The sequence below is a fragment of the Providencia sp. genome (genome assembly GCF_040396775.1).
In the GTDB taxonomy this organism is placed as follows: domain Bacteria; phylum Pseudomonadota; class Gammaproteobacteria; order Enterobacterales; family Enterobacteriaceae; genus Providencia.
Genome location: NZ_JBEBNT010000005.1, coordinates 128304 through 148910 on the forward strand (window position 1 = coordinate 128304; position 20607 = coordinate 148910).

Here is a 20607-nt window from a genome sequence, read left to right on the forward strand (position 1 = left end):
TTAACTCCGTACACGTTTTACTGTGCATGACAATGTCTGACAACCGAAAAAACTGATAAGCAGCCCCACTGCGCTACACAACACAGTGAGGTCAATACGTGAAAATGGGGTTAAATGGGAAACCCAAGAAGCAATAAATGCGGCAAATAATAGGCTGGCCGATAACACACAAACCATGGCTAAACTGGCGCGTACATTTTTATACAGCAAACACAGTAGCAAGCAGGCTGCCCAACACAGGAAAAAATAAGAGGATGACAGCAACAAAGGCCACGGAGCCAGTGCAAATAAAAGGCTACTTGCCAATAGCAACCCGCCACAACTCCCCACAATGAAACGCGCTGATAGCGTCTCCATTCGCCGCCAACACCACATGGCCAACCCCGCCGACACTAATATCAAGGCACCGATGCCCCCCATAAAATGCAACGTACTGGCAAGGTTTTCACCTTGAGGCCACCATTGGTATTGCCCATAATGCACAGGCTGGACGGCAATAAAAGCCCTTGTCCACCCGCTTTGCTGGGCAGAATCGCGTATACCGACAAGCTGTTTTGTGGTGCTATCAAATTGGTATTGTTCAAAATTTGCAGTGGAAAGCTGCCCTACACGTACCCCGCCAATAATCCACTTTTCTCCTTGGAACCCAACGGTTTGGGGAATAAAAGACGGTACGATTTCCTCTAACGTCGCAATAACGGATGCCACCGTGCTTTCAGCTACAGCCGTCGGGATTTCTATTGCATCAAACCCGCCCATCAGGTTTTTCATTATCATTTGGGGGGATTCAGGTGCCGCCCTTTGTGCCAATGAAACCGTGCCCAAGGCACCTAATCCAGACAGTGCTCCAGTCAACGCAAAAAGAATCAGCCATGGGTAACACCAAAGCCCCAGCCAACTATGCAAATCATGAAAAAATAACCGTAAACTTGTTCGCCTCGGCAAACGCAGCATCATAGCAATCCGTTTGCGTTGAATGAACCACCCCGTGATCAGCAAAACAGCCAACGCAAAACCAAATAAACTGAGAAAAATACGCCCGGGAAAATCAAGAAAGAGGTTTTTATGCAGTGTGACCAACCACATCGCGGGGGTATTTTGTTCGATTGGCTTACCGGTAATGGCGCTAAAGCTGGAAGCGCACTGCCCCATGCCTTGGCAAAAGGTGATAACAGGGTTATTCCCTTGGGGCAATTGGATCATTTTTGTATCAGGCTGCAAAGCAACTAGCCTATCCATCGGTAATATTTGCCCTGACAATGGTGCGCCATTCCACCATAAGCGCAATGCATCACTGCCTAAACTCCAACAGCCGCTAAATAAAATGATAAATAAAAAAATGCCGAAAAATGCCCCTGCACTACGGTGCAACGCATCTAAACGGTGCGTTAAAGTTAGAGTTTGACGAAGGCTCATATTACGCCTCCTAACATAAATGCCAGTGGTAACGGCCACCAGCTATAGCTGCGTAATAACTCGCGCTGCCAAGATGGCGCTGTTAGGTTGTACACTAATAGCCCCATCGTGACCAAACTGCTAATAAAAACAGCTGCATATAATCGGTTAAGTGGGTCTAATGACGGGTAAAAGCGTGCTATCAGCATCGATAGCACGGCACCGCCCATAATTGTCCCTACAACTGACAAGGCACTCGCTAATTTCATTAAAAATCAGCCTTTAAGGTGAACATCACATTCCGTGGGTCACCATAGCGGTTATTCCATTGTGGGGAGAACAGCCCTGAATAATAGCGACGGTCAAATAAGTTGTTCACGTTCACCGCGGCTGACCATGTTTCATCAATTTGGTAGCCTAGACGCGTATTGAAAATGGCGTAGCCACCTTGGCGTAAGGTCACGTTTCCATTGCTGGTGCTATACGCACTTTGTGCCTGCATACCACCGCCTAAGCTCCACTTACGTTCATCCCAAGGGAGGTCGTAATTTGACCAGACACGTAACATATGGCGAGGCGTCAAGGTGTTGTAAGAATCCCCTTTGTGCTGGCTATCATCACGGTATTTCGTGTCGGTATAGGTATAGCCCACAGATAAGTCCCAGAATGGCGTGATATACCCAATACCTTCAAGTTCAAAGCCTTGGCTACGCACTTTCCCGCCACTAATGAAATAGTTATTAAAGCCGCCCGTTGGGTGCTCAGGGTCAATTTGTGGGTTATTTTTGATATCGATTTGGTAAACAGCGCCCGATAAATTCAAGCTACCATTTAGCAAGGAACCTTTAATTCCCGTCTCTAAGGTTTGGCCTTCAACAGGCTTGAGCATTTTACCGCTCCATGTTTTCCCTGTTTGAGGTTGGTACACGGTGGAGTAGCTGTTGTACCAAGACCATTGCGGTGCAAAGTCCCAAATCACCCCACCATAAGGGGTAATGCGGCCATTTTCTGTGAAATTCGCCGTTGGTGTTTTGACGTCCCACCAGCTATCACGCGCCCCAACAATCACCGTGACAGGCTCAACCACTTTAATGCGGCTCATACCGTATACGCCTTTTTGGGTGGTTTTGGTGGCACCCGCTGAGCTATAGGCACCAATTTTCGGTTTCGGCACACTGTGTGGATCCCAGCGATACACGTTCACAGGGACATTTAACGCAGGGTCGAGACTGGCACTGTATTGTTTTTCACTGGCATGAGAATAGCTCGCGCCGACGATGACATCATGCTTTAAACCCCAAGCATCTACTTTGCCATTCACGCTGGTGTCTAAACTGGTTTGTTCATTACGGAATTTATAAGCACCACCCATCAACATCGCGCCATCACCGGTGACTGGGTCAATGTTCCCCCATGCCCCCGCGTATAAGAGACGTGCGTTAACATGTTGATATTCAGCGTTTAACTTATATTGCCAGTCGTCATTAATCTGGTGCTCAATGCCCGCAAAACTGCGTGAGGTATCCCATTTAAAGCGATCCCAATCCACATCCAAATAGGTTTTACGTGGAAGATGCAAATCACTGCCATCTTTCCCCATCGGTACACCTGCCATATTGGTCACTGAATCAATAGTTTGGAACTGAGCGCCCATACGTAATAATGTGTCTGGGGTGATGTCAATATCGACCGTGCCGTACATCAGGCGAGTTTGTTGGTCAGACACATCATAGAAATAATCTTTATCTTCCCACGCCATGACAAAGCGCCCGCGCACGGAGCCTGAGTCATTGAGCAAGCCGCCCACATCCACTTCACCACGGTAGCGATCCCAGCTGCCCGCACTAAGGCTCAATTTCGCCATGTTCTCTTTCGGAGCGTGTTTACGCACCATATTGACCGTTGCCGCAGGGTTTCCCATGCCATGCAATAAACCATTTGAGCCACGCAAAATTTCCACGCGCTCATACACCGCCATATCTTGAGGTGAGCTTGCCATATTCCCTAAAAGTGCAGGCACACCATCAATTTCGAATGAATCGATTTGGAAACCCCGCACATAATAAGCGGTGGTCAGCTTCACATAAGGCGCACTGGTCACCCCTGTAGCACGTTGCATAACATCATCAAGAGTTTGGAGATTCTGTTTCTCTATTTGCTCTCGGTCTATCACACTCACTGACTGAGCGACTTCGCGTGGCTTAAGTGTCATTTTGCCTAAGGTCGTAACACCAGGCTCGATATAGTCATCATCTGAAGCCGAAGATGCCGTCACTTGAATGGCGTCGTGCTTAGGTTGTACTGTGGGCTCAGCATATGCCATCAAAGACCAACTTGCAGTGGCACACAGTAGCGCACAAGGCGTTAGACGGGGGATCCCAAATGATTTGATGTTAGACACGGACAGCATTTCCTACCCTTAAAAAGTTAAATGATAATTGTTATCAATTTAGCAATTAATGACAGGGGATACTTTCGACCGCCGGAATTTGTCTATGGTTTTCCGGCGAGGTATTTACTATTTTTTAAGTTGATTGGGGGACATACCAAAACGTTTGCGAAATGCGACAGAGAAGTGTGCGGGGGTATAACCCACTTGATAGGCGACTGTTGAAATATTGGCATCATTCAAGCTAAGCAACTGAAACGCAGTTTCTAACCGATATTCCTGCAACCAGCCATAGATGCTATTACCAAATAACTGGCGAAACCCTTGAGTCAATTTGCGGGTATTCAGCCCCAATCGCTTAGCTAATTCATCTAAACTGGGTGGAGACTCCATTTCCTGAATCAATATGTCTTTTGCCATATGCAAGTTATCAATATCCCTTTGCCGCAATGTGGTCAACGAGCGACTGTCTTGGTGAGATAATGAATGATGTAGGCACAATGCTGTAATTTCGGCGACCTTTGCCCCTAAATAGAGCTGACGAACAGCCGAATGGATTGGCTGGCTAAACAGTTGGTGCGTCATTGCTAACACATTGGGCGGTATCGACAAGCGTAATAATTTGGGTTTGTGGGGGTGGTAGCAAGATGTCGGCAATTTGAGTTGTTGCAGCTCTAGCCATTGAGGTGAAATATCAATCATGGTGTACTTCATGGGCTGCTGGCTATAAAACTGGTTATTCAGCTGGTAGCTGTTTGCACTGCTGGATAAAATCAATGAGGGCGAGTTCACATCCACCCGCTGCCCTGCACTGCTGTGGCATGCCATCATACCTTGGTGGATAGCCACAATTTTTAGTCCTGCACTTTGTTCTTCCTCAACCCCTAAATCGCGGTTAATGAAAAACTCCCCTCGGCGAACGCGAATAAACTCCCCAACACAGTGTTCTTCCTGTGTTGAGTGAGCTTGAGCGAATGTTTTTTCGATATGCTGCGACATAGTAGCTCTTGTAAAGTGAACAAATATGCAGCTATCTTGGCAAAAAAACATTAAAATAACAATAATTATCATTCGCAATAAAACAAAAGAGATTTTTTATTTTATTGTGAAGATTTGGCTATATCCTTTCGGGTTTAAACGCAAATAAAGCAGTAATGTCACTACCACAAAAATAACATGCATCCCCCACACCCATGTAAAGCTTTGGCTTAATTGGTGCAACCACGCCGCGAGTAGTGGGCCAAATGCGGCGATAATAAACCCGCCCGCTTGCATTAATGCGGTTAATGCCCCCGCACTAACCGGGTGGGGAATATGATCCAGTGCTGTAATAATGCTAAGCGCAAAACAACCGCCTAACCCAACGCCTAATAATGCTATCCATAAGAAAGGCATTTCGCGAGCAAACAACATTAATCCAATAAACCCGATAGCTTGGCAACTTAGCGTCGCAATAAGCCAGAAACGGCGGTCAATATTATGGGAGGCGAGTACAGGGATCATCAGCGCTGACAAGGCTTGAAACACGGTCAGCATCGCAACAAAAGACCCACTTTGTGCGGCACTCATTCCCTGCTCTTGGAAAAAAGGCGCTAACCACGTTACGACTGTTCCATAACCCGCATTGATTAACCCAAATCCCGCCATCAATAGCCAAGCCCGTGGCTTTTTAAAAAATGCCAATACCGAAACGTGACCAACACTCGTTTTATCCATCGTGCGAATATTTAGTAGGATAGCAATTAACGCAATCAGTGCCGGTAATGCAAGCCATGCCAAAGCACTTTGCCAATGGCCTGTCACACTTTCTAAAATCGGCGTTAGCTGTGCGCCTATCGCACCGCCCGCCATTAACGTCGCAGAATAAAGCCCCGTCATCATGGCCATTTTTTGTGGAAAATGCGTTTTAATAAAACCGGGGAAAACGGCTTGAATATAGGCAGCCCCTGCGCCACACAAAAATGCTGTAAACAGCAATATGTGGCCACTTTCGGCGAAATAGCGCAAAAACGAACCCAAAAATAGCAATAACATCGCCAAAGTAATTCCGCTTCGCTCGCCTATTCGTTGGTTTAATGTGGGCACAGCCAATGCACCAATCCCCATCAATAACATCGGTAATAACGTGAGGAGCGAAATACTTTGGTAGCTCATTCCTGTGGTGTGAATAATATTGTCGATGACAGGGCCGGGACCTGTCATAAAGGGCCGTAAATTCAGCCCAACTAACACAATTGTGACCACTAACGCGAGGGAGTTCGATGCTGCTTTGCCCATTATTCTTGCTGTTCCCACCACATTTGGTACAACGCTGAACGCGGTGCAGCGTTAGGCCTTAACTGCTCAAATTTAAAACCCAATTGCTGCTCAGGCGCCACACGCAGCGCCTTGGCAATCTCCGCGGTTGATAAGCCAAACGGTTCGGCATCTTGGTTTGAATAACCATATACCACACGGGAAATTCCCGCCATACGCATTGCAGCAAGGCACATTGGGCAAGGTTGCCCACTGGCGTAGACAACACATCCATCCAGTTTAACCTGATTCAATGCCTCACCAGCTTGGCGTAATGCCATTAACTCCGCGTGCGCAGTAGGGTCGTGTAATTCAAGCATTTGGTTTACACCCGTCGCCACGACTTTACCTTGGCTAACGACAACAGCGCCAAATGGACGACCACCCGCCTGTACATTTTCTTCCGCAAGGGAAACGGCTTGCTGTAAAAATTGTTTATCCGACATTATTTCGCCCCCGCGTTTTCAAGGATTTCAATCAAATTACAGTAGCCTTTGCTTTTTGCTAACGTTAAAGGTGAAATTCCTGAGCCATCCGCTAAATTCACATCAGCACCGCCATCAATCAACAACGTGACAATCTGCGCGTATTTGTCGCTCCCATCCCCCAAAATAATCGCTTCAATCAGTGCCGTCCACCCTAGGCGATTAATATGGTTTACATCTACGCCTGCATCTATCAACGTTTTGACAGTAGCGATATGGCCACGCTCTGACGCGGGGATCAGCGCAGTACCGCCATAACGGTTGGTACTTTTTAAATCAGCCCCATTTTGCAGGGTTAATAGTAAAATATCTTGCAGCCCACGCGCCCCAGCATAGAGGTACGGTGAGTCTTGCATATTGTCCTTCGCATTCACATCCGCACCACGCTCAATTAAATAGCGCGCCACATCCACACGGTTTTCATGGGTAGCCGCCATTAATGGGGTACGTTGGCGCAAATCCCGTTGTTCAATGTTAGCCCCTTGATCGACTAACGTTTGGACTTGGCGTAAATCCCCTTGCTCAGCCGCACTAACTAGCGTATCAGATTGTGATTTTGCCATTCCTTTCACCATAAATATCAATGAAATTGAAAGAATACCCAGTAAATAAACCAACCACTTAACACCTAACACAGTTGTTTTCATGATTTATCTCCTTCTCTTCTCTTTAATCTACTCAAAAAGTATGCTATTTAGAAATTAAATAACCAAATGATAGGTATTAAATAAATGAATCCGTTGCTCAATTTAGTGCTGTTGAACACCTTTGTTGCCGTTGCCGAAACAGGGAATTTTACGGTGGCTTCGCAACATTTAAATTCAACACAATCAACTTTGAGCCAACAAATTCAGCGGTTAGAAACCTTGGTAGGGCAACCACTGTTTGTTCGAGGTCACCGTATTTTAACCTTAACAGAAACCGGTGAAATCCTACTAAGCTATGCAAAAAACATCCTAGCATTAAACGATACCTTTTTTATGAAGATCACCGGCAGTGCCGTGATCCACACTCTGCGCCTCGGTTTTCCTGAAGATCTGGCATCAGGGCAAGTCACCCCCACCCTCGCTGCTTTTATGCAGGCGAATCCAAATGTGCGATTAGAAGTCACCAGCGGTTTAAGCCGCCAGCTCCATCAACGCTATCAACATGGGGAGCTGGATTTAATTATCGTGAAGCAGAAAAAAGGGGAGTTTAAGAGTGACTACTGTTGGCCGGAGCCACTGTGTTGGCTAACCAGCAATCAGCGCCAATTACGCAATAGCGATTCTGTTCCGCTCATTGTTTTCCCGGAGAATGGGTTATACCGCAATGATATGTTTAAATTATTAGATAACGAACAACGCCCTTGGCACATCACCTATACCTGTTCCAGCCTTGCGGGCATTCAAAGTGCCATTACCGATGGCCTAGGGATAAGCCTGCTCCCTCTGCGTGCTAAATTGCCACAGCACCGTATTTTAACCGAAGACGACGGGTTCCCTGCCGCACAAGAAATGGAAATTGCCATGCACTTTCATAGCAATGCCTCAGATACCCTCGCGGAACTCGCTAAAAAACTGGCACAACAACTGGAGCAACGTTAATCGTGGAAACGTTATTTAATACCTTGATTGAGTTAGAAAAAAAGCTGCACTTTTCCGTCAATCGGCAAAATATCGATTTTCTTCAAGATATCCTGCATCCCGACTTTTTTGAATTTGGCCGTTCTGGTGACACAACGGATAAACCCGATACTTTGGCCTCTTTAATCGATGAAGCAGCAAAAACGATTTATTCCGAAGGCTATCACTGCACATTATTGAGTGAGAGTACGGTATTGATGACATATATGAGTTATGAATTGCATCAGGGAGAAAAAACAAGGCAGACTAATCGCTCGTCTATTTGGTTAAAGAATTCAGCAAATCATTGGCAATTAAGGTTTCATCAGGGGACCCCAGCAGATAATTAATAAAGACATTAACACTCGTCATGCTCTCGTTGAAGTTACTAATTCCCCTATTTTTAAAACTGCCTTCACAGGCTAATGAAACACCATAAAAAAATCCCCCAGCAAGCTACCTCACAGGGGGATTTCAATGCAAAACTTAGTCTGTATTAATTACAGAACATCAACACAGTTCAATTCTTTGAAAGCTTGTTCTAAACGAACAACCATTGAATCTTGTGCTTTACGCAGCCATACACGTGGGTCGTAGTATTTTTTGTTAGGTTTATCCGCACCTTCTGGGTTACCTAACTGACCTTGCAGATAGCCTTCGTTCTTTTTGTAGTACTGTAAAATACCATCCCAAGTTGCCCACTGAGTATCAGTGTCGATGTTCATTTTGATAACACCGTAGCCAACTGCTTCTTTGATTTCAGCAGCACTTGAGCCAGAACCACCGTGGAATACGAAGTCTAAACTGTTATGTGGCAGGTTATATTTTTCTGAAACGTAGTCTTGTGAGTTACGCAGAATTTTTGGTGTTAATTGAACGTTACCTGGTTTATAAACACCGTGAACGTTACCAAAAGAAGCAGCGATAGTGAAACGTGGGCTCACTGCATTCAGTTTTTCGTATGCGTATGCAACGTCTTCTGGTTGAGTATACAGCTCAGAGCTGTCCATACCTGTGTTATCAACACCGTCTTCTTCACCACCAGTACAGCCTAATTCGATTTCCAGCGTCATATCGATTTTAGCCATACGCGCTAAATATTTAGCACAGATTTCGATGTTTTCTTCCAGTGATTCTTCTGACAGGTCAATCATGTGAGAAGAGAACAGTGGTTTGCCGGTTTTCGCATAGTGTTTTTCACCTGCATCTAACAGGCCATCAATCCATGGCAGTAATTTTTTCGCACAGTGGTCAGTATGTAGAATAACTGGCACGCCATAGTGCTCAGCCATTTGATGCACATGATAAGCGCCAGAGATCGCACCTAAAATTGCAGCTTGTTGGCCTTCTGCTTTCAAACCTTTACCTGCGATAAATGCGGCACCGCCGTTTGAAAACTGAACAATAACTGGCGCACGCACTTTCGCGGCCGTTTCGAGTACGGCGTTAATTGAATCCGTACCAACACAGTTCACCGCTGGCAATGCAAAGTTATTTTCTTTGGCAACTGCGAAAACTTTCTGTACATCATCACCCGTGATAACACCCGGTTTAACAAAATCAAAAATTTTAGACATGTGAAAAGGTCCTGTGGTAAACAGGCAGCCTACGCTGCCTGTTGTGTATGAACAATTAATTACGCTTTAGCACGTTCTTCTAGCATCACAACGGCAGGGAGCTTTTTGCCTTCAACGAACTCAAGGAAAGCACCGCCACCCGTAGAGATATATGAAATTTTGTCTGCAATACCGAATAAATCGATAGCGGCTAATGTGTCACCACCACCCGCGATAGAGAATGCATCACTTTCGGCGATAGCTTTTGCAACGATCTCTGTTCCTTTACGGAAGTTAGGGAATTCGAATACACCAACTGGGCCATTCCACAGAATGGTTTTGGCATTTTTCAGGATTTCAGCCAGACGTTCCGCTGATTCATCACCTAAGTCCAGAATTTGTTCGTCGTCTTTGATTTCAGTACTTGATTTCAGCGTCGCTTCTGCGGTTTCAGAGAACTCGGTGGCGACACGGACATCTGTCGGTACTGGAATTTGGCAGTTAGCCAGTAATTTTTTCGCTTCAGGAATTAAGTCAGCTTCATATAATGAACGACCAACATTGTTGCCTTCTGCTGCGATAAAGGTGTTTGCGATACCGCCACCGACAATCAGTTGGTCAGCGATTTTAGACAGTGAATCTAACACAGTCAGTTTTGTGGAGACTTTAGAACCACCGACAATCGCAACCATTGGACGCGCTGGGTTACCCAGTGCTTTGCCTAATGCTTCTAACTCATTGCTTAACAGTGGGCCTGCACACGCAACAGGAGAGAATTTTGCCACGCCATGAGTTGATGCTTGAGCACGGTGAGCCGTACCAAACGCATCCATCACATATACATCACATAATGCAGCGTATTGTTTTGACAGTGTTTCGTCGTCTTTTTTCTCGCCTTTGTTAAAGCGAACGTTTTCCAGAACGACTAACTCGCCAGCGGCAATATCAACGCCATTTAAGTAGTCTTTGACTAAACGAACTGGGTAATCGATTTTATCTGTCAGGTAGTCAACAACAGGTTGCAGTGAAAACTCTTCGTTGTACTCGCCTTCAGTCGGGCGACCGAGGTGAGAAGTGACCATGACTTTAGCGCCTTGCTTTAGAGCAGCTTCGATTGTTGGTAATGAAGCACGGATACGTGCATCAGAAGTAACTTTGCCATCTTTTACAGGAACGTTTAAGTCAGAACGAATAAAAACACGTTTACCCGCTAAGTCTAAATCGGTCATCTTAATTACAGACATGGTGAATCCTCTTGTTGATTCTCTATAAAGTTTCCATCAACTACTGGGCAGAGGCGAAAAGGTTATCATGCCCTGCTGTCTGTCAGTAGCCAATTAGTTTAAACCTGTTCGTCGAAACCGACAGCTGCCATCGCTAGCGTTGTATCTAGCATCCGGTTAGCAAACCCCCATTCGTTATCACACCAAACCAGGGTTTTTATTAAATGTTTTCCGCTAACTCGCGTTTGCGTACCATCTATAATAGCACTGTGTGGATCATGATTAAAATCCATCGAGACTAACGGCAATTCTGTGTAGTCCACTATACCACGAAAATGCCCCTGTGCGGCGCTTCGCAGTTGTTGGTTCACTTTTTCAACACAGACATCGTCATGTACGGTAACACTCAAATCAATCGCTGTCACATTGGTTGTCGGCACACGGACAGAGATAGCTTCAAAACTACCTTTAAACTTCGGAAAAATTCGCGTAATACCCGCCGCTAATTTGGTATCAACCGGAATAATAGATTGGCTGGCAGCACGCGTTCTTCGTAAATCTTTATGATAAGCATCGATAACGGGTTGGTCATTCATTGACGCGTGGATCGTTGTAACGGTCCCCGACTCAATCGTAAATGCTTCATCAAGTAATTTAATAATTGGGATAATGCAGTTCGTGGTGCAAGATGCGTTTGACACGATATTGTCTGAAGCCGTTAAGCTTTCGTGGTTAACGCCATAGACAACTGTGGCATCAAGGTCATCAGTGCCTGGGTGGGAGAATAGCACTTTTTTAGCGCCTGCCGCGATGTGCATTAAGCCATCGTCTCGCGAACCATAAGCACCACTGCAATCAAGGACAATATCAATACCGAGTTCTTTCCACGGTAACCCCGTGATATCGGCTTGGTGAAATAAGCGGATGTTATCATCGCCGACTTGTAAGAGCGAGCCATTCAGTCTTACATCCCACGCAAAGCGCCCATGGCTGGAATCATACTTCAGCAAATGCGCGATACCTTCCGGTTCAGCAAGTTCGTTAATTGCAACGACGACTATCTCTGCCCGACGGCTCGATTCATATAACGCTCTTAAAACGCTTCGACCTATTCGACCAAAGCCATTTATTGCCACCCTGATTGCCATTCCACACCTTGTATCTGAGCAAAATCACACGGTTGCTAAGGATAACTGACTCGCACTCACTCTACTGCTCATTTTAGCTGTTAAACATCAAAAGTGTGCTGTAACCGACACTTTTAAAATATTTTTTCATTGATTTTCATTTCACTGAAACGGTTCAGCTAATCTAGAATTAGATTAAGGGATAAAGTGATAGAACGCAATAGGAAATCATCGATTGGTGCACAAAAAAACAACGCCTAACGATCTGCTAGGCGTTGTTCAGCAAAATAAGATTATGCGGGGCATTCAATACATGAATGCCCCATCATTAACTCACTTATTTCAGAAGCGATTTCGCTGCTTCAACGGCTTTTTCTACCGTGATGCCGAACTCTTTGTACAGTTCTTCCGCTGGCGCAGATTCACCAAAGGTATGCATTCCGATGATAGCACCGTTTAAGCCTGTGTACTTGAACCAGTAATCAGCAATACCCGCTTCGATAGCCACACGAGCGCTAACATTTGCAGGTAAAACAGCTTCGCGGTACGCAGCGTCTTGTTTATCAAATGCATCCGTAGATGGCATTGAAACAACACGAACTTTGCGACCTTCAGCAGTCAGTTGGTCAGCAGCCTTAACCGCTAATTCAACTTCAGAACCTGTTGCGATGAAGATAAGCTCAGGTGTACCTGCGCAATCTTTCAGAACGTAAGCCCCTTTCTCGATATTCGCTAATTGCTCAGCGGTACGAGGTTGTTGCTCTAAGTTCTGGCGAGAGAAAATCAGCGCGCTTGGGCCATCTTTACGCTCAACTGCATATTTCCATGCAACCGCAGACTCAACTTGGTCACACGGACGCCATGTGCTGACGTTTGGTGTCACACGCAGGCTTGCCAGTTGCTCGACCGGTTGGTGAGTTGGGCCATCTTCACCCAGACCGATAGAGTCGTGAGTGTAAACGAAGATGCTGCGAATTTTCATCAGTGCGGCCATACGCACAGCATTACGTGCGTATTCAACGAACATCAGGAAGGTTGCACCGTAAGGAATGAAACCACCATGTAATGCGATACCATTCATGATGGCAGACATACCAAATTCACGAACACCGTAATGGATGTAGTTACCCGCTGGGTCTACGTTCAGTGCTTTAGAACCTGACCACATGGTTAAGTTACTTGGTGCTAAGTCAGCAGAACCGCCCATAAACTCAGGTAATACTTTACCGAAAGCTTCCAGTGCGTTTTGTGATGCTTTACGGCTAGCGATGTTGGCAGGGTTTTGTTGCAATGTTTCAACGAATTTTTTCGCTTCTGCATCAAAGTTTGCCGGTAATTCACCGTTCATACGACGGGTAAACTCAGCCGCTAATTCAGGGAATTTCGCCGTATAAGCTGCAAATTTCTCATCCCACGCTTTTTGTTTCGCTTCGCCCGCTTTACGTGCATTCCAAGCTTCATAGATATCTTGTGGAATTTCGAAAGGACCAAATTTCCAGCCCAGAGCTTCACGTGTTGCTGCAATTTCAGCATCACCTAATGGCGCACCGTGAACAGCTTCAGAACCGGCTTTGTTTGGTGAGCCAAAACCAATGATGGTTTTGCACATAATCAGCGTTGGTTTGTCTGCTTTTTTCGCTTCATTTACCGCAGCATTGATTTGCGATGCATCGTGACCATCGATATCACGAATAACATGCCAGCCATAAGACTCAAAGCGTGCAGCGGTATCATCAGTAAACCAACCTTCAACTTCACCATCGATAGAGATGCCGTTGTCATCATAGAATGCGATCAGTTTATTTAATTTCAGTGTACCCGCTAAAGAACATGCTTCATGCGAGATACCTTCCATCATACAACCATCACCCATGAAGACATAAGTGTGGTGGTCAACAACATCATGGCCAGGACGGTTGAATTGCGCCGCTAATGTGCGTTCTGCAATCGCAAAACCGACTGCGTTTGCAATACCTTGACCTAAAGGACCGGTTGTTGTTTCAACACCTGGAGTATAGCCATATTCTGGGTGGCCCGGTGTTTTAGAGTGTAATTGGCGGAAGTTTTTTAACTCTTCGATAGATAAGTCATAACCAGTGAGGTGCAGCAAGCTATAAATCAGCATTGAACCATGGCCGTTTGACAGTACAAAACGGTCACGATCTGCCCAGTGTGGGTTTGCTGGGTTATGATTCATATGGTCACGCCACAGTACTTCAGCAATATCAGCCATGCCCATTGGCGCGCCAGGATGCCCTGATTTTGCTTTTTGAACCGCATCCATACTTAGAAAGCGGATAGCATTAGCAAGGGTTTTACGAGTCGTCATCAGTATACTCCAGGTAGGATAAAAACGTACTTAAACCAATTTTTACAACGCAATACGGATAGTGCTACTTTGATTTCGCCACAACGAAAAACGTCAATTTGCCGATGTAGCGCGATTGAAAGTAACCCAATTCTACCCATACCGCAATATTTGCTATGTTCATGGCAGCAGATCGCGAATAAATTGAACTGCCGCAAAGCTGAATCCATTCCATTGCGCAAAATATCCCTTAAGGCTTACATTTTTGCGCAAGTGACTAACCTTATTAAACCTGAGTTCACTGTCTGGGATCAAGGTGATTTATGCATCTAGCACATTTAGCTGCCACATTAGTGATAATTGGCAAACTTTTAAACAAAAAAGTGCTTCAATATGCCCGAGTATTTTTGTTTTGATTTAAGTAGAAACACACACTCCCTTCTAATGACGGGTCAATGAGCACAAAAAAGGTGCCGTTATTGCACCTTTTTTAATATAAAATTTTAGAGAGTTCCCCTCAGGTCACGACAAACTGTAATAAAAACTCGTATAGGCATTCGTTAGCAAATGGCTACCAAATTTAATTCCGTCTTTAATTAAATATTGAACCTCTGGTTCAAGCCAGTTTTCATTAACAACTTTCAAAAAATCTTCCGCATGCTCAATATCAATTTCTTTATGCAATCCATAATGGGTAATTTGGCTCTCCTCTAGCCAGCCCTGCTCCTTGATTGCCTCATAAATCAGAGTTGACGCGTCAACAAATGTACGCTCAATACCCGCATATACGGCTGATGCAAAACGGTAATCTGAGAATGAAGAAACACTACGAATCGTTTCGTTAAACACACGCGCATTCAACGGCGGCTGGTGAATGTTAACTTTGCTAGGGTCACCACCGAGACGAGAAATTAACGTTAAGATCGTATTCCCATGAACATTTTCTTTAATGCCTTGCCCATGTTCTTCCCAAAGATTTTCTACAATGGCAATACGCGGTATTGCATCAGGAACATTCGCGATAATTTGAGCCATTGGGCGACTAAAGAAAAAAACCATTGTTGCGAACTCATTTTGAGTTTCTACAAATTGCTCTTGAGACAACTCACCAGCACATAAAGCTTTAAAATAAGGAGTTTCAGATAAATTTAAGGCATTGATCGTCGATTCTAAATAATTTTTCAACTCACTATTTAATGCCATAATTATTTTTCCTCTAATTTACCAGATAAAGAAAAGCAGCCTTATTAAGTTCCAATGAGAACCTAATAATTAGATGAAAATTAATTCTCACATAATTCGCATGTCATACATTAAAACGAAGAATATTAGTCATTATTAAAAAGAGAGGCGTAGCATGAATTGAAAAAAAAACCAGTAACAATAAGTATTACTGGCTAATCATATAATATGAAATTTTAAACAGGCTAATCGCAGTTGCCTATAGAATGGTATTTATTAAAGATAACAATGTACTTACGGCTTTTTTTCTTTAAAGCTGCATTGCGAAATTCTTGCTGGGGCAAAAGGTGAAGAACCAATGGCTGCTCGTCATCACTCACCTCGCAATTTTCGTGAACTAATACCCTAAAATAGGTATTCCCCGTATTTTTTAATACGCCCGCATTTGCATCCATGGCATATTGGAAATCAATATTTTTCGGTCTAACCACAAAGTAGGTTTCTAAACTCACCGTGGGGTAAAATAACGATTGTTGATTCAAAGCTGGATCCGTATCCACATCCAACGCCGTTTCGCTAATCACAATCTTATAATAACGCTCTTTATCATCCTCTTTACCGCGATAAAAAATCTTAAAATACTCTTGTTCCCCGGGTAATAAGATTTTTTTTAAGGGAGTAAAAATAATTTCGCCCTCTTCAATTGGCTTCCCCTGCTCATTATTATCTGGTTTATCTATTTGATAGGCGCTAAATGTATATAAATTCACCTTTTTTGTATCATTGATATAAGATTTTGAGAAAAAGCTTTTACTTGGTTCAAGTGCTGAAATATCCGAGCTTAAATACAACGCCTGCGCTTTACCAAAGAATAATAATATCACCCCAAATAATATGAGCTCGTAAAATCGCTTATAGATGCACATCAGGTCCCGTCCAAATCGCCTTCACAACGACAGTTCCACTAGCCGATACCGTTCCTAACCAATCAATGCCATCCAAAGTAAACAACGAATTCGATTCATTCATTGGGAAGCGTAAATCTAAATAAGTCCGATAAAATGACCCTAAGTCTTGGTTAGGTATATCCCACGGCGTTTCTGCCCATAAGGCATTATTCATTGATATTTCCGTACCATCACAGCTTGAGCGGTAAGATTCTTCAGAACCTGACGCATTTTTAAATGACAGATAAGCCGAGAATGGCACGCGAAATTTGTCATCGTCAGAGCTGAACAAGCAAAAATTTTGCCCGCTGACATTAACGGTTGGGCCTTCGACCCTCGCCGTAATAGAATCAGCCTGCCGAGGGCCACTGGTCGTCACAATATAATTAAACTCAATCGGCGGTTCTTCAGGGCCAATTTTACCTGTCTTTGACGGGTTTGGAATATAATCCGCGGGCACAATACTGATGCTATAATCCCGAGGCTTTATCACTAATTGATTTGACGGTGTAAATTCATAGTACCCTGATTGTGGGGCAGCCGCAGGGTTAGTAAACGAAAAGGTAAAAAAGTCTTGGCTATTGGTAAAATCCACATTATTGGTTATTAACTGCTTAAAAAACGTATTGGAAAAAAAGATAGAAACATACTGATTCGAACTTTTAAAATACGTATTGGCAGCATAGGTTGAATTATAATTACGCCAAATATTCGAACCGTCATCAGGCCCAATTTTTATTGATGCCCCCGCAACAGTAAATGGGATCAGGGTTGAGTTAACTTTTAAGCTCAATAGCACATTAGCAAAAACATCCCCAGATGTTTCATGCTTCACCACTTGGCAAATCAAACCATTCACATTAGCGACAATGCCAATTCGGCAAAATTGCTCCCCCGGCCCTAAGCTTGGGTTCCCATTACTGTCAATGTAAACCTCTTGCATTGCCCCAGTAGAGCTGAGCTTAATATGGGCAGATTTAGTAATCGTAAATTCGTGGGATGCAATAATTCGCCCGCCGACACTTTGGCAGCTTTCCCCTTTCGCTGGGTCATAATCCAAGTCGGTCATGCATGCACGGTAGCTATATGTTTCAACCGCACCAACAGCCATCTGCCTAAAATATTGATAGGTTGATTCGCTAAAAATACCTCGCGCATATGCCCCTTCTCCCAATGTATTATCCTGCACAATTTTATATGCGCCATTTCGACCAACATATTGTGCAGGCCAATACCCCGTATCACGGTTGCAATAATTACGCATACAGCGGTTGCCGATAAATGGGCCATCAATAGGCGAGTTTTCAAACCAAATATCCACATTCTGATTTGCTCGAATCGAAGTATTGGTGTAGCCCATATAGCCTAAACTTTCTTGGCTTTTTGCTGAATAACGGGAAAATTTATTCGCGCCTGTAAAGCGAGGGTCTAACGACCTCGGCGTGACAAAATATTCATCATCCACGCCATTCTCAACAAAAACAATGGAATTACTTAGTGCAACGGCACCCGCCGCTGAACTGAATAACATACTGAAAATAATGCTACTAAGAGAAAAAAAAGAAATTGGTTTAATCATCATAAAATTCTCATTGCCTCAATGCGACTGTGCGCTGCGGGTCACAAGTCACATCACCCAGCCACAATGCGCCGCGAGCACCCTCTAAATTTAAATCAGCTTCGCAAATGGTTTGCTCATCTTCTTGTAACAATGAAATAACCGGATAACGCACATCCACATCCATTGAAAATTCACCATTGTGGTCTGTTTTGGTTCGACCAATATGATTGCGAATAGACGCATATTTAATAAATTCACCATTAGGCGATTTTAAACGGCCAAATACCGTCACTAACTGCCTAACTTCGGGTTTATATATAGCAATATTCCCAGGGTATAAAGTGACTGACTTATTTCGCCCAGACACAATGTCAAAACTGTCTTTAGACTTCGCATCATTCATTAATTGGATGTCGTAATCTGAATAAGGCGATAAAGGGATAAACGTATTTGTTCCGCTAATCGGGTAACTTTGCCCATTAACACGTGCAGTCATACTCCCTGCCCCATAAATATCCGAATTAATGATGACGCCCGACTTCCCTTGTTGCCCGCTTGGCATAATAGTGCCATCGCTATAAGCTAACGAACCGCGAGACGTAAAGTTACCATTTAACCTTTGGTTATCAGGGCGATTAACCGTCAGCATCCCTGAGTTGTATTTTGTCTCATAGGAGGCATAACCCATCGTTGAGAAATCAGATTCCCCATTATTTTTATCGCGGACCAATTTAGAAACAGATCCACCAATATCGGTAATCACCGAATCTTCAAAGCGTTTATTCGCGTAAATATTGGCTTTCATATTGCCATTACTTGACGATAGGCCGGTACTCAACCAAGTCGATAACGGCAATGAAAAATCAAGGCTAATAAATTTTTCATTGATACTTTTTTGGTCATCATAGTGGTAACGTTGAACGCCCGTTCTTAAACCAACTGTGCCATAGCGGCCTGAAAATAAGGTATTTGAATACTCATAGTTAATTGAGTCACTACCAATACGTTTATCTGTTGTGCTGCTAATGGTAAATGATCCAGCGCGGTCAACCACCTTATCAAGGTTCAACGTTGCACCATAAGAATAGCTATTTGAATCATAAACTGGCAGGTCACCTTTGATGATGGCTTTTTCTTTTGAAGCCCAAATAGAACCATAGCCATCTGGTACGCTGGTAGATACTGTAGCAATATTCCTAAAGCTGCCATGGTTCTCAACCATGCCTTGCCAAGAAATAGAAATATATTGATTTAATGAAAGATTAATACTGCTTTCATTAATTAAAAAATTGTCATAACTGTAGTTCGACATTTGAACATTTAACCCAGACAACACAGGGAAGCTTTTTGCAACAGACGCTCCCAACAAATAACTTTTTTCTAGTGGTTGACGGTCAGCTTGTTTCCCTCTGACATAACGTTTTTTATCAAAGTCGATATATCCGCCATAAACTTCCCAGTTAAGCTTGTCAAAATCAGCACCACCTGAACTAAATGACTTATTAATTGTTTGTCGCTGCGAAGTCACAATATTGCCATCAACAACGGTTTCAATCGTGACGTCATAAATACCAAAGGGCAAAATACTGGTATCCACCTCATAACTCCCCATTGGAAAGTTTTGGATATTGAGTAATTTTTCATCACGGTAAATACGCACTTCACCCGGACTATTTAAAAAAACATAAATCGGAGTCAGGGAGTATTTTTTGTTAACGACAACACTTGAAGCATTATTACCAATAGATGCCGCATATATTTTACTGCGATTTAAAGTGGTTAAACTCGCTATAGACTGTAAGTTCCACGTACTCATTAACCCAATGGCAAAGCGTAGGCCAGCAAAGTCACGCTCATACATCGCACGGTAAAGCTCAATATCAGAATTCGATTTCCCAATACTGTATGCCGATGCGTTTATGTTTATATGGTGCTCAGCAATCGCAAATAATGTATCTAAGTTAAAATAGCTACTTGATGAGTTTTTCCCTTTTTTTACCTGACTTTCAAAAACCCCTAAATCATAGTTCGCAACCGTCGAAAACGCATCAACAGAAGAATCACCCAATGAAAACTGCCTAATTTTTTCATTTGGCGCAATGGCCTCTTTATCAACATCCAGAGATAAATTAAACGACGCAATATTCAATTGCAGTACGGCATTTTTATCAATATTGATGTTATTAAGCTCATTAAAGAAAGCATCTTTTTTCTGCTCTAAATTTTCAATCAGCAAGGGCTGTATTCTTGGGCCTTTATTTGCATCGATAAAATGAATATTGGCAAGTTTAATCTTTCCCTGTTCTATTATTATGATGGCATCTGCAATTTTACCTTCACTCTGGTTTTTTTTATCATCTGATTTTAAACGCAAAAATACAGGAACAGACATTCCTTCTTCTAAAGCCAAGACAAAAGCTGGAGGAATAATATACCCACCAATTTTAACTCGTTTAATATCTTTAGCAGAAAGAGTGCTTGAAAAAATAAAGCTCATTATTGATAAAGCGATAACACTTTTACGCATAATTAAGA

At 43.6% G+C, this 20607-nt stretch carries 17 protein-coding genes; 2 read left to right on the forward strand and 15 right to left on the reverse strand.

Translation table 11 applies throughout. The features are described 5' to 3' along the window. The 7 genes from ABWP91_RS08320 to ABWP91_RS08350 form a co-directional block, all read right to left on the reverse strand. Positions 1-1416: a PepSY-associated TM helix domain-containing protein gene (locus ABWP91_RS08320; RefSeq protein WP_353242880.1), complete on the reverse strand. Its 1416-nt coding sequence runs from the start codon at positions 1414-1416 to the stop codon at positions 1-3. Then, positions 1413-1664 carry a hypothetical protein gene (locus ABWP91_RS08325; protein WP_353242881.1) on the reverse strand — a complete coding sequence of 84 codons (252 nt, stop codon included), beginning with the start codon at positions 1662-1664 and terminating at the stop codon, positions 1413-1415. The genes ABWP91_RS08320 and ABWP91_RS08325 overlap by 4 nt, the downstream gene beginning before the upstream one ends. Further along, positions 1664-3805 (reverse strand): TonB-dependent siderophore receptor, encoded by a 2142-nt coding sequence (locus ABWP91_RS08330; protein ID WP_353242882.1) that lies wholly within the window; start codon positions 3803-3805, stop codon positions 1664-1666. The genes ABWP91_RS08325 and ABWP91_RS08330 overlap by 1 nt, the downstream gene beginning before the upstream one ends. Positions 3806-3913: 108 nt before the next feature. Further along, positions 3914-4783, reverse strand: coding sequence for a helix-turn-helix transcriptional regulator (locus ABWP91_RS08335; protein WP_353242883.1), 870 nt, complete (start codon positions 4781-4783; stop codon positions 3914-3916). 96 nt (positions 4784-4879) lie between these two features. Then, positions 4880-6061 carry a cyanate transporter gene (locus ABWP91_RS08340; protein ID WP_353242884.1) on the reverse strand — a complete coding sequence of 394 codons (1182 nt, stop codon included), beginning with the start codon at positions 6059-6061 and terminating at the stop codon, positions 4880-4882. Next, positions 6061-6525, reverse strand: coding sequence for a nucleoside deaminase (locus tag ABWP91_RS08345; RefSeq protein WP_353242885.1), 465 nt, complete (start codon positions 6523-6525; stop codon positions 6061-6063). Before ABWP91_RS08345 ends, ABWP91_RS08340 begins: the two co-directional genes overlap by 1 nt. Next, a complete protein-coding gene (locus tag ABWP91_RS08350; protein WP_353242886.1) occupies positions 6525-7211 on the reverse strand; it encodes an ankyrin repeat domain-containing protein in 687 nt (228 codons plus the stop codon). The genes ABWP91_RS08345 and ABWP91_RS08350 overlap by 1 nt, the downstream gene beginning before the upstream one ends. Positions 7212-7295: 84 nt before the next feature. Between ABWP91_RS08350 and ABWP91_RS08355 the strand changes: the two genes are divergently transcribed. Both ABWP91_RS08355 and ABWP91_RS08360 read left to right on the forward strand, forming a co-directional pair. Continuing rightward, positions 7296-8150 carry a LysR substrate-binding domain-containing protein gene (locus ABWP91_RS08355; RefSeq protein ID WP_353242887.1) on the forward strand — a complete coding sequence of 285 codons (855 nt, stop codon included), beginning with the start codon at positions 7296-7298 and terminating at the stop codon, positions 8148-8150. Between the two features lie 2 nt (positions 8151-8152). Then, positions 8153-8518, forward strand: coding sequence for a nuclear transport factor 2 family protein (locus tag ABWP91_RS08360; protein WP_353242888.1), 366 nt, complete (start codon positions 8153-8155; stop codon positions 8516-8518). A gap of 150 nt (positions 8519-8668) precedes the next feature. Here ABWP91_RS08360 and fbaA read toward each other — a convergent pair whose 3' ends face one another. The 8 genes from fbaA to ABWP91_RS08400 all read right to left on the reverse strand — a co-directional run bounded on the left by fbaA (position 8669) and on the right by ABWP91_RS08400 (position 20599). Beyond that, positions 8669-9745, reverse strand: coding sequence for a class II fructose-bisphosphate aldolase (fbaA, locus tag ABWP91_RS08365; protein ID WP_219245785.1), 1077 nt, complete (start codon positions 9743-9745; stop codon positions 8669-8671). A gap of 59 nt (positions 9746-9804) precedes the next feature. Continuing rightward, entirely contained in the window at positions 9805-10968 is a 1164-nt protein-coding gene (gene pgk / locus ABWP91_RS08370; protein ID WP_219245784.1) for a phosphoglycerate kinase, read from the reverse strand. Positions 10969-11066: 98 nt separating this feature from the next. Further along, on the reverse strand, positions 11067-12095 hold the full coding sequence (epd, locus tag ABWP91_RS08375; RefSeq protein ID WP_353242889.1) for an erythrose-4-phosphate dehydrogenase: 1029 nt from the start codon (positions 12093-12095) through the stop codon (positions 11067-11069). Between the two features lie 316 nt (positions 12096-12411). Further along, complete coding sequence (gene tkt / locus ABWP91_RS08380; protein ID WP_353242890.1) at positions 12412-14403, reverse strand: transketolase; 1992 nt, start codon at positions 14401-14403, stop codon at positions 12412-12414. 501 nt (positions 14404-14904) lie between these two features. After that, positions 14905-15585, reverse strand: a complete 681-nt coding sequence (locus ABWP91_RS08385) for an iron-containing redox enzyme family protein (RefSeq protein WP_353242891.1) — start codon at positions 15583-15585, stop codon at positions 14905-14907. A 224-nt stretch (positions 15586-15809) separates the two neighbouring features. Beyond that, on the reverse strand, positions 15810-16490 hold the full coding sequence (locus ABWP91_RS08390) for a fimbria/pilus periplasmic chaperone (RefSeq protein WP_502935797.1): 681 nt from the start codon (positions 16488-16490) through the stop codon (positions 15810-15812). Then, positions 16477-18093 (reverse strand): fimbrial adhesin EcpD family protein, encoded by a 1617-nt coding sequence (locus tag ABWP91_RS08395; protein WP_353242893.1) that lies wholly within the window; start codon positions 18091-18093, stop codon positions 16477-16479. Before ABWP91_RS08395 ends, ABWP91_RS08390 begins: the two co-directional genes overlap by 14 nt. 7 nt (positions 18094-18100) lie before the next feature. Beyond that, entirely contained in the window at positions 18101-20599 is a 2499-nt protein-coding gene (locus ABWP91_RS08400) for a TcfC E-set like domain-containing protein (protein ID WP_353242894.1), read from the reverse strand. Positions 20600-20607 lie beyond the last annotated feature (8 nt).

Bases quoted from the DNA above. Each gene is read 5' to 3' on its own strand.
- ABWP91_RS08320 (WP_353242880.1), bottom strand. From the start codon at position 1,416: ATGAGCCTTCGTCAAACTCTAACTTTAACGCACCGTTTAGATGCGTTG.
- ABWP91_RS08325 (WP_353242881.1), bottom strand. From the start codon at position 1,664: ATGAAATTAGCGAGTGCCTTGTCAGTTGTAGGGACAATTATGGGCGGT.
- ABWP91_RS08330 (WP_353242882.1), bottom strand. From the start codon at position 3,805: ATGCTGTCCGTGTCTAACATCAAATCATTTGGGATCCCCCGTCTAACG.
- ABWP91_RS08335 (WP_353242883.1), bottom strand. From the start codon at position 4,783: ATGTCGCAGCATATCGAAAAAACATTCGCTCAAGCTCACTCAACACAG.
- ABWP91_RS08340 (WP_353242884.1), bottom strand. From the start codon at position 6,061: ATGGGCAAAGCAGCATCGAACTCCCTCGCGTTAGTGGTCACAATTGTG.
- ABWP91_RS08345 (WP_353242885.1), bottom strand. From the start codon at position 6,525: ATGTCGGATAAACAATTTTTACAGCAAGCCGTTTCCCTTGCGGAAGAA.
- ABWP91_RS08350 (WP_353242886.1), bottom strand. From the start codon at position 7,211: ATGAAAACAACTGTGTTAGGTGTTAAGTGGTTGGTTTATTTACTGGGT.
- ABWP91_RS08355 (WP_353242887.1), top strand. From the start codon at position 7,296: ATGAATCCGTTGCTCAATTTAGTGCTGTTGAACACCTTTGTTGCCGTT.
- fbaA (WP_219245785.1), bottom strand. From the start codon at position 9,745: ATGTCTAAAATTTTTGATTTTGTTAAACCGGGTGTTATCACGGGTGAT.
- pgk (WP_219245784.1), bottom strand. From the start codon at position 10,968: ATGTCTGTAATTAAGATGACCGATTTAGACTTAGCGGGTAAACGTGTT.
- epd (WP_353242889.1), bottom strand. From the start codon at position 12,095: ATGGCAATCAGGGTGGCAATAAATGGCTTTGGTCGAATAGGTCGAAGC.
- tkt (WP_353242890.1), bottom strand. From the start codon at position 14,403: ATGACGACTCGTAAAACCCTTGCTAATGCTATCCGCTTTCTAAGTATG.
- ABWP91_RS08385 (WP_353242891.1), bottom strand. From the start codon at position 15,585: ATGGCATTAAATAGTGAGTTGAAAAATTATTTAGAATCGACGATCAAT.
- ABWP91_RS08390 (WP_502935797.1), bottom strand. From the start codon at position 16,490: ATGTGCATCTATAAGCGATTTTACGAGCTCATATTATTTGGGGTGATA.
- ABWP91_RS08395 (WP_353242893.1), bottom strand. From the start codon at position 18,093: ATGATGATTAAACCAATTTCTTTTTTTTCTCTTAGTAGCATTATTTTC.
- ABWP91_RS08400 (WP_353242894.1), bottom strand. From the start codon at position 20,599: ATGCGTAAAAGTGTTATCGCTTTATCAATAATGAGCTTTATTTTTTCA.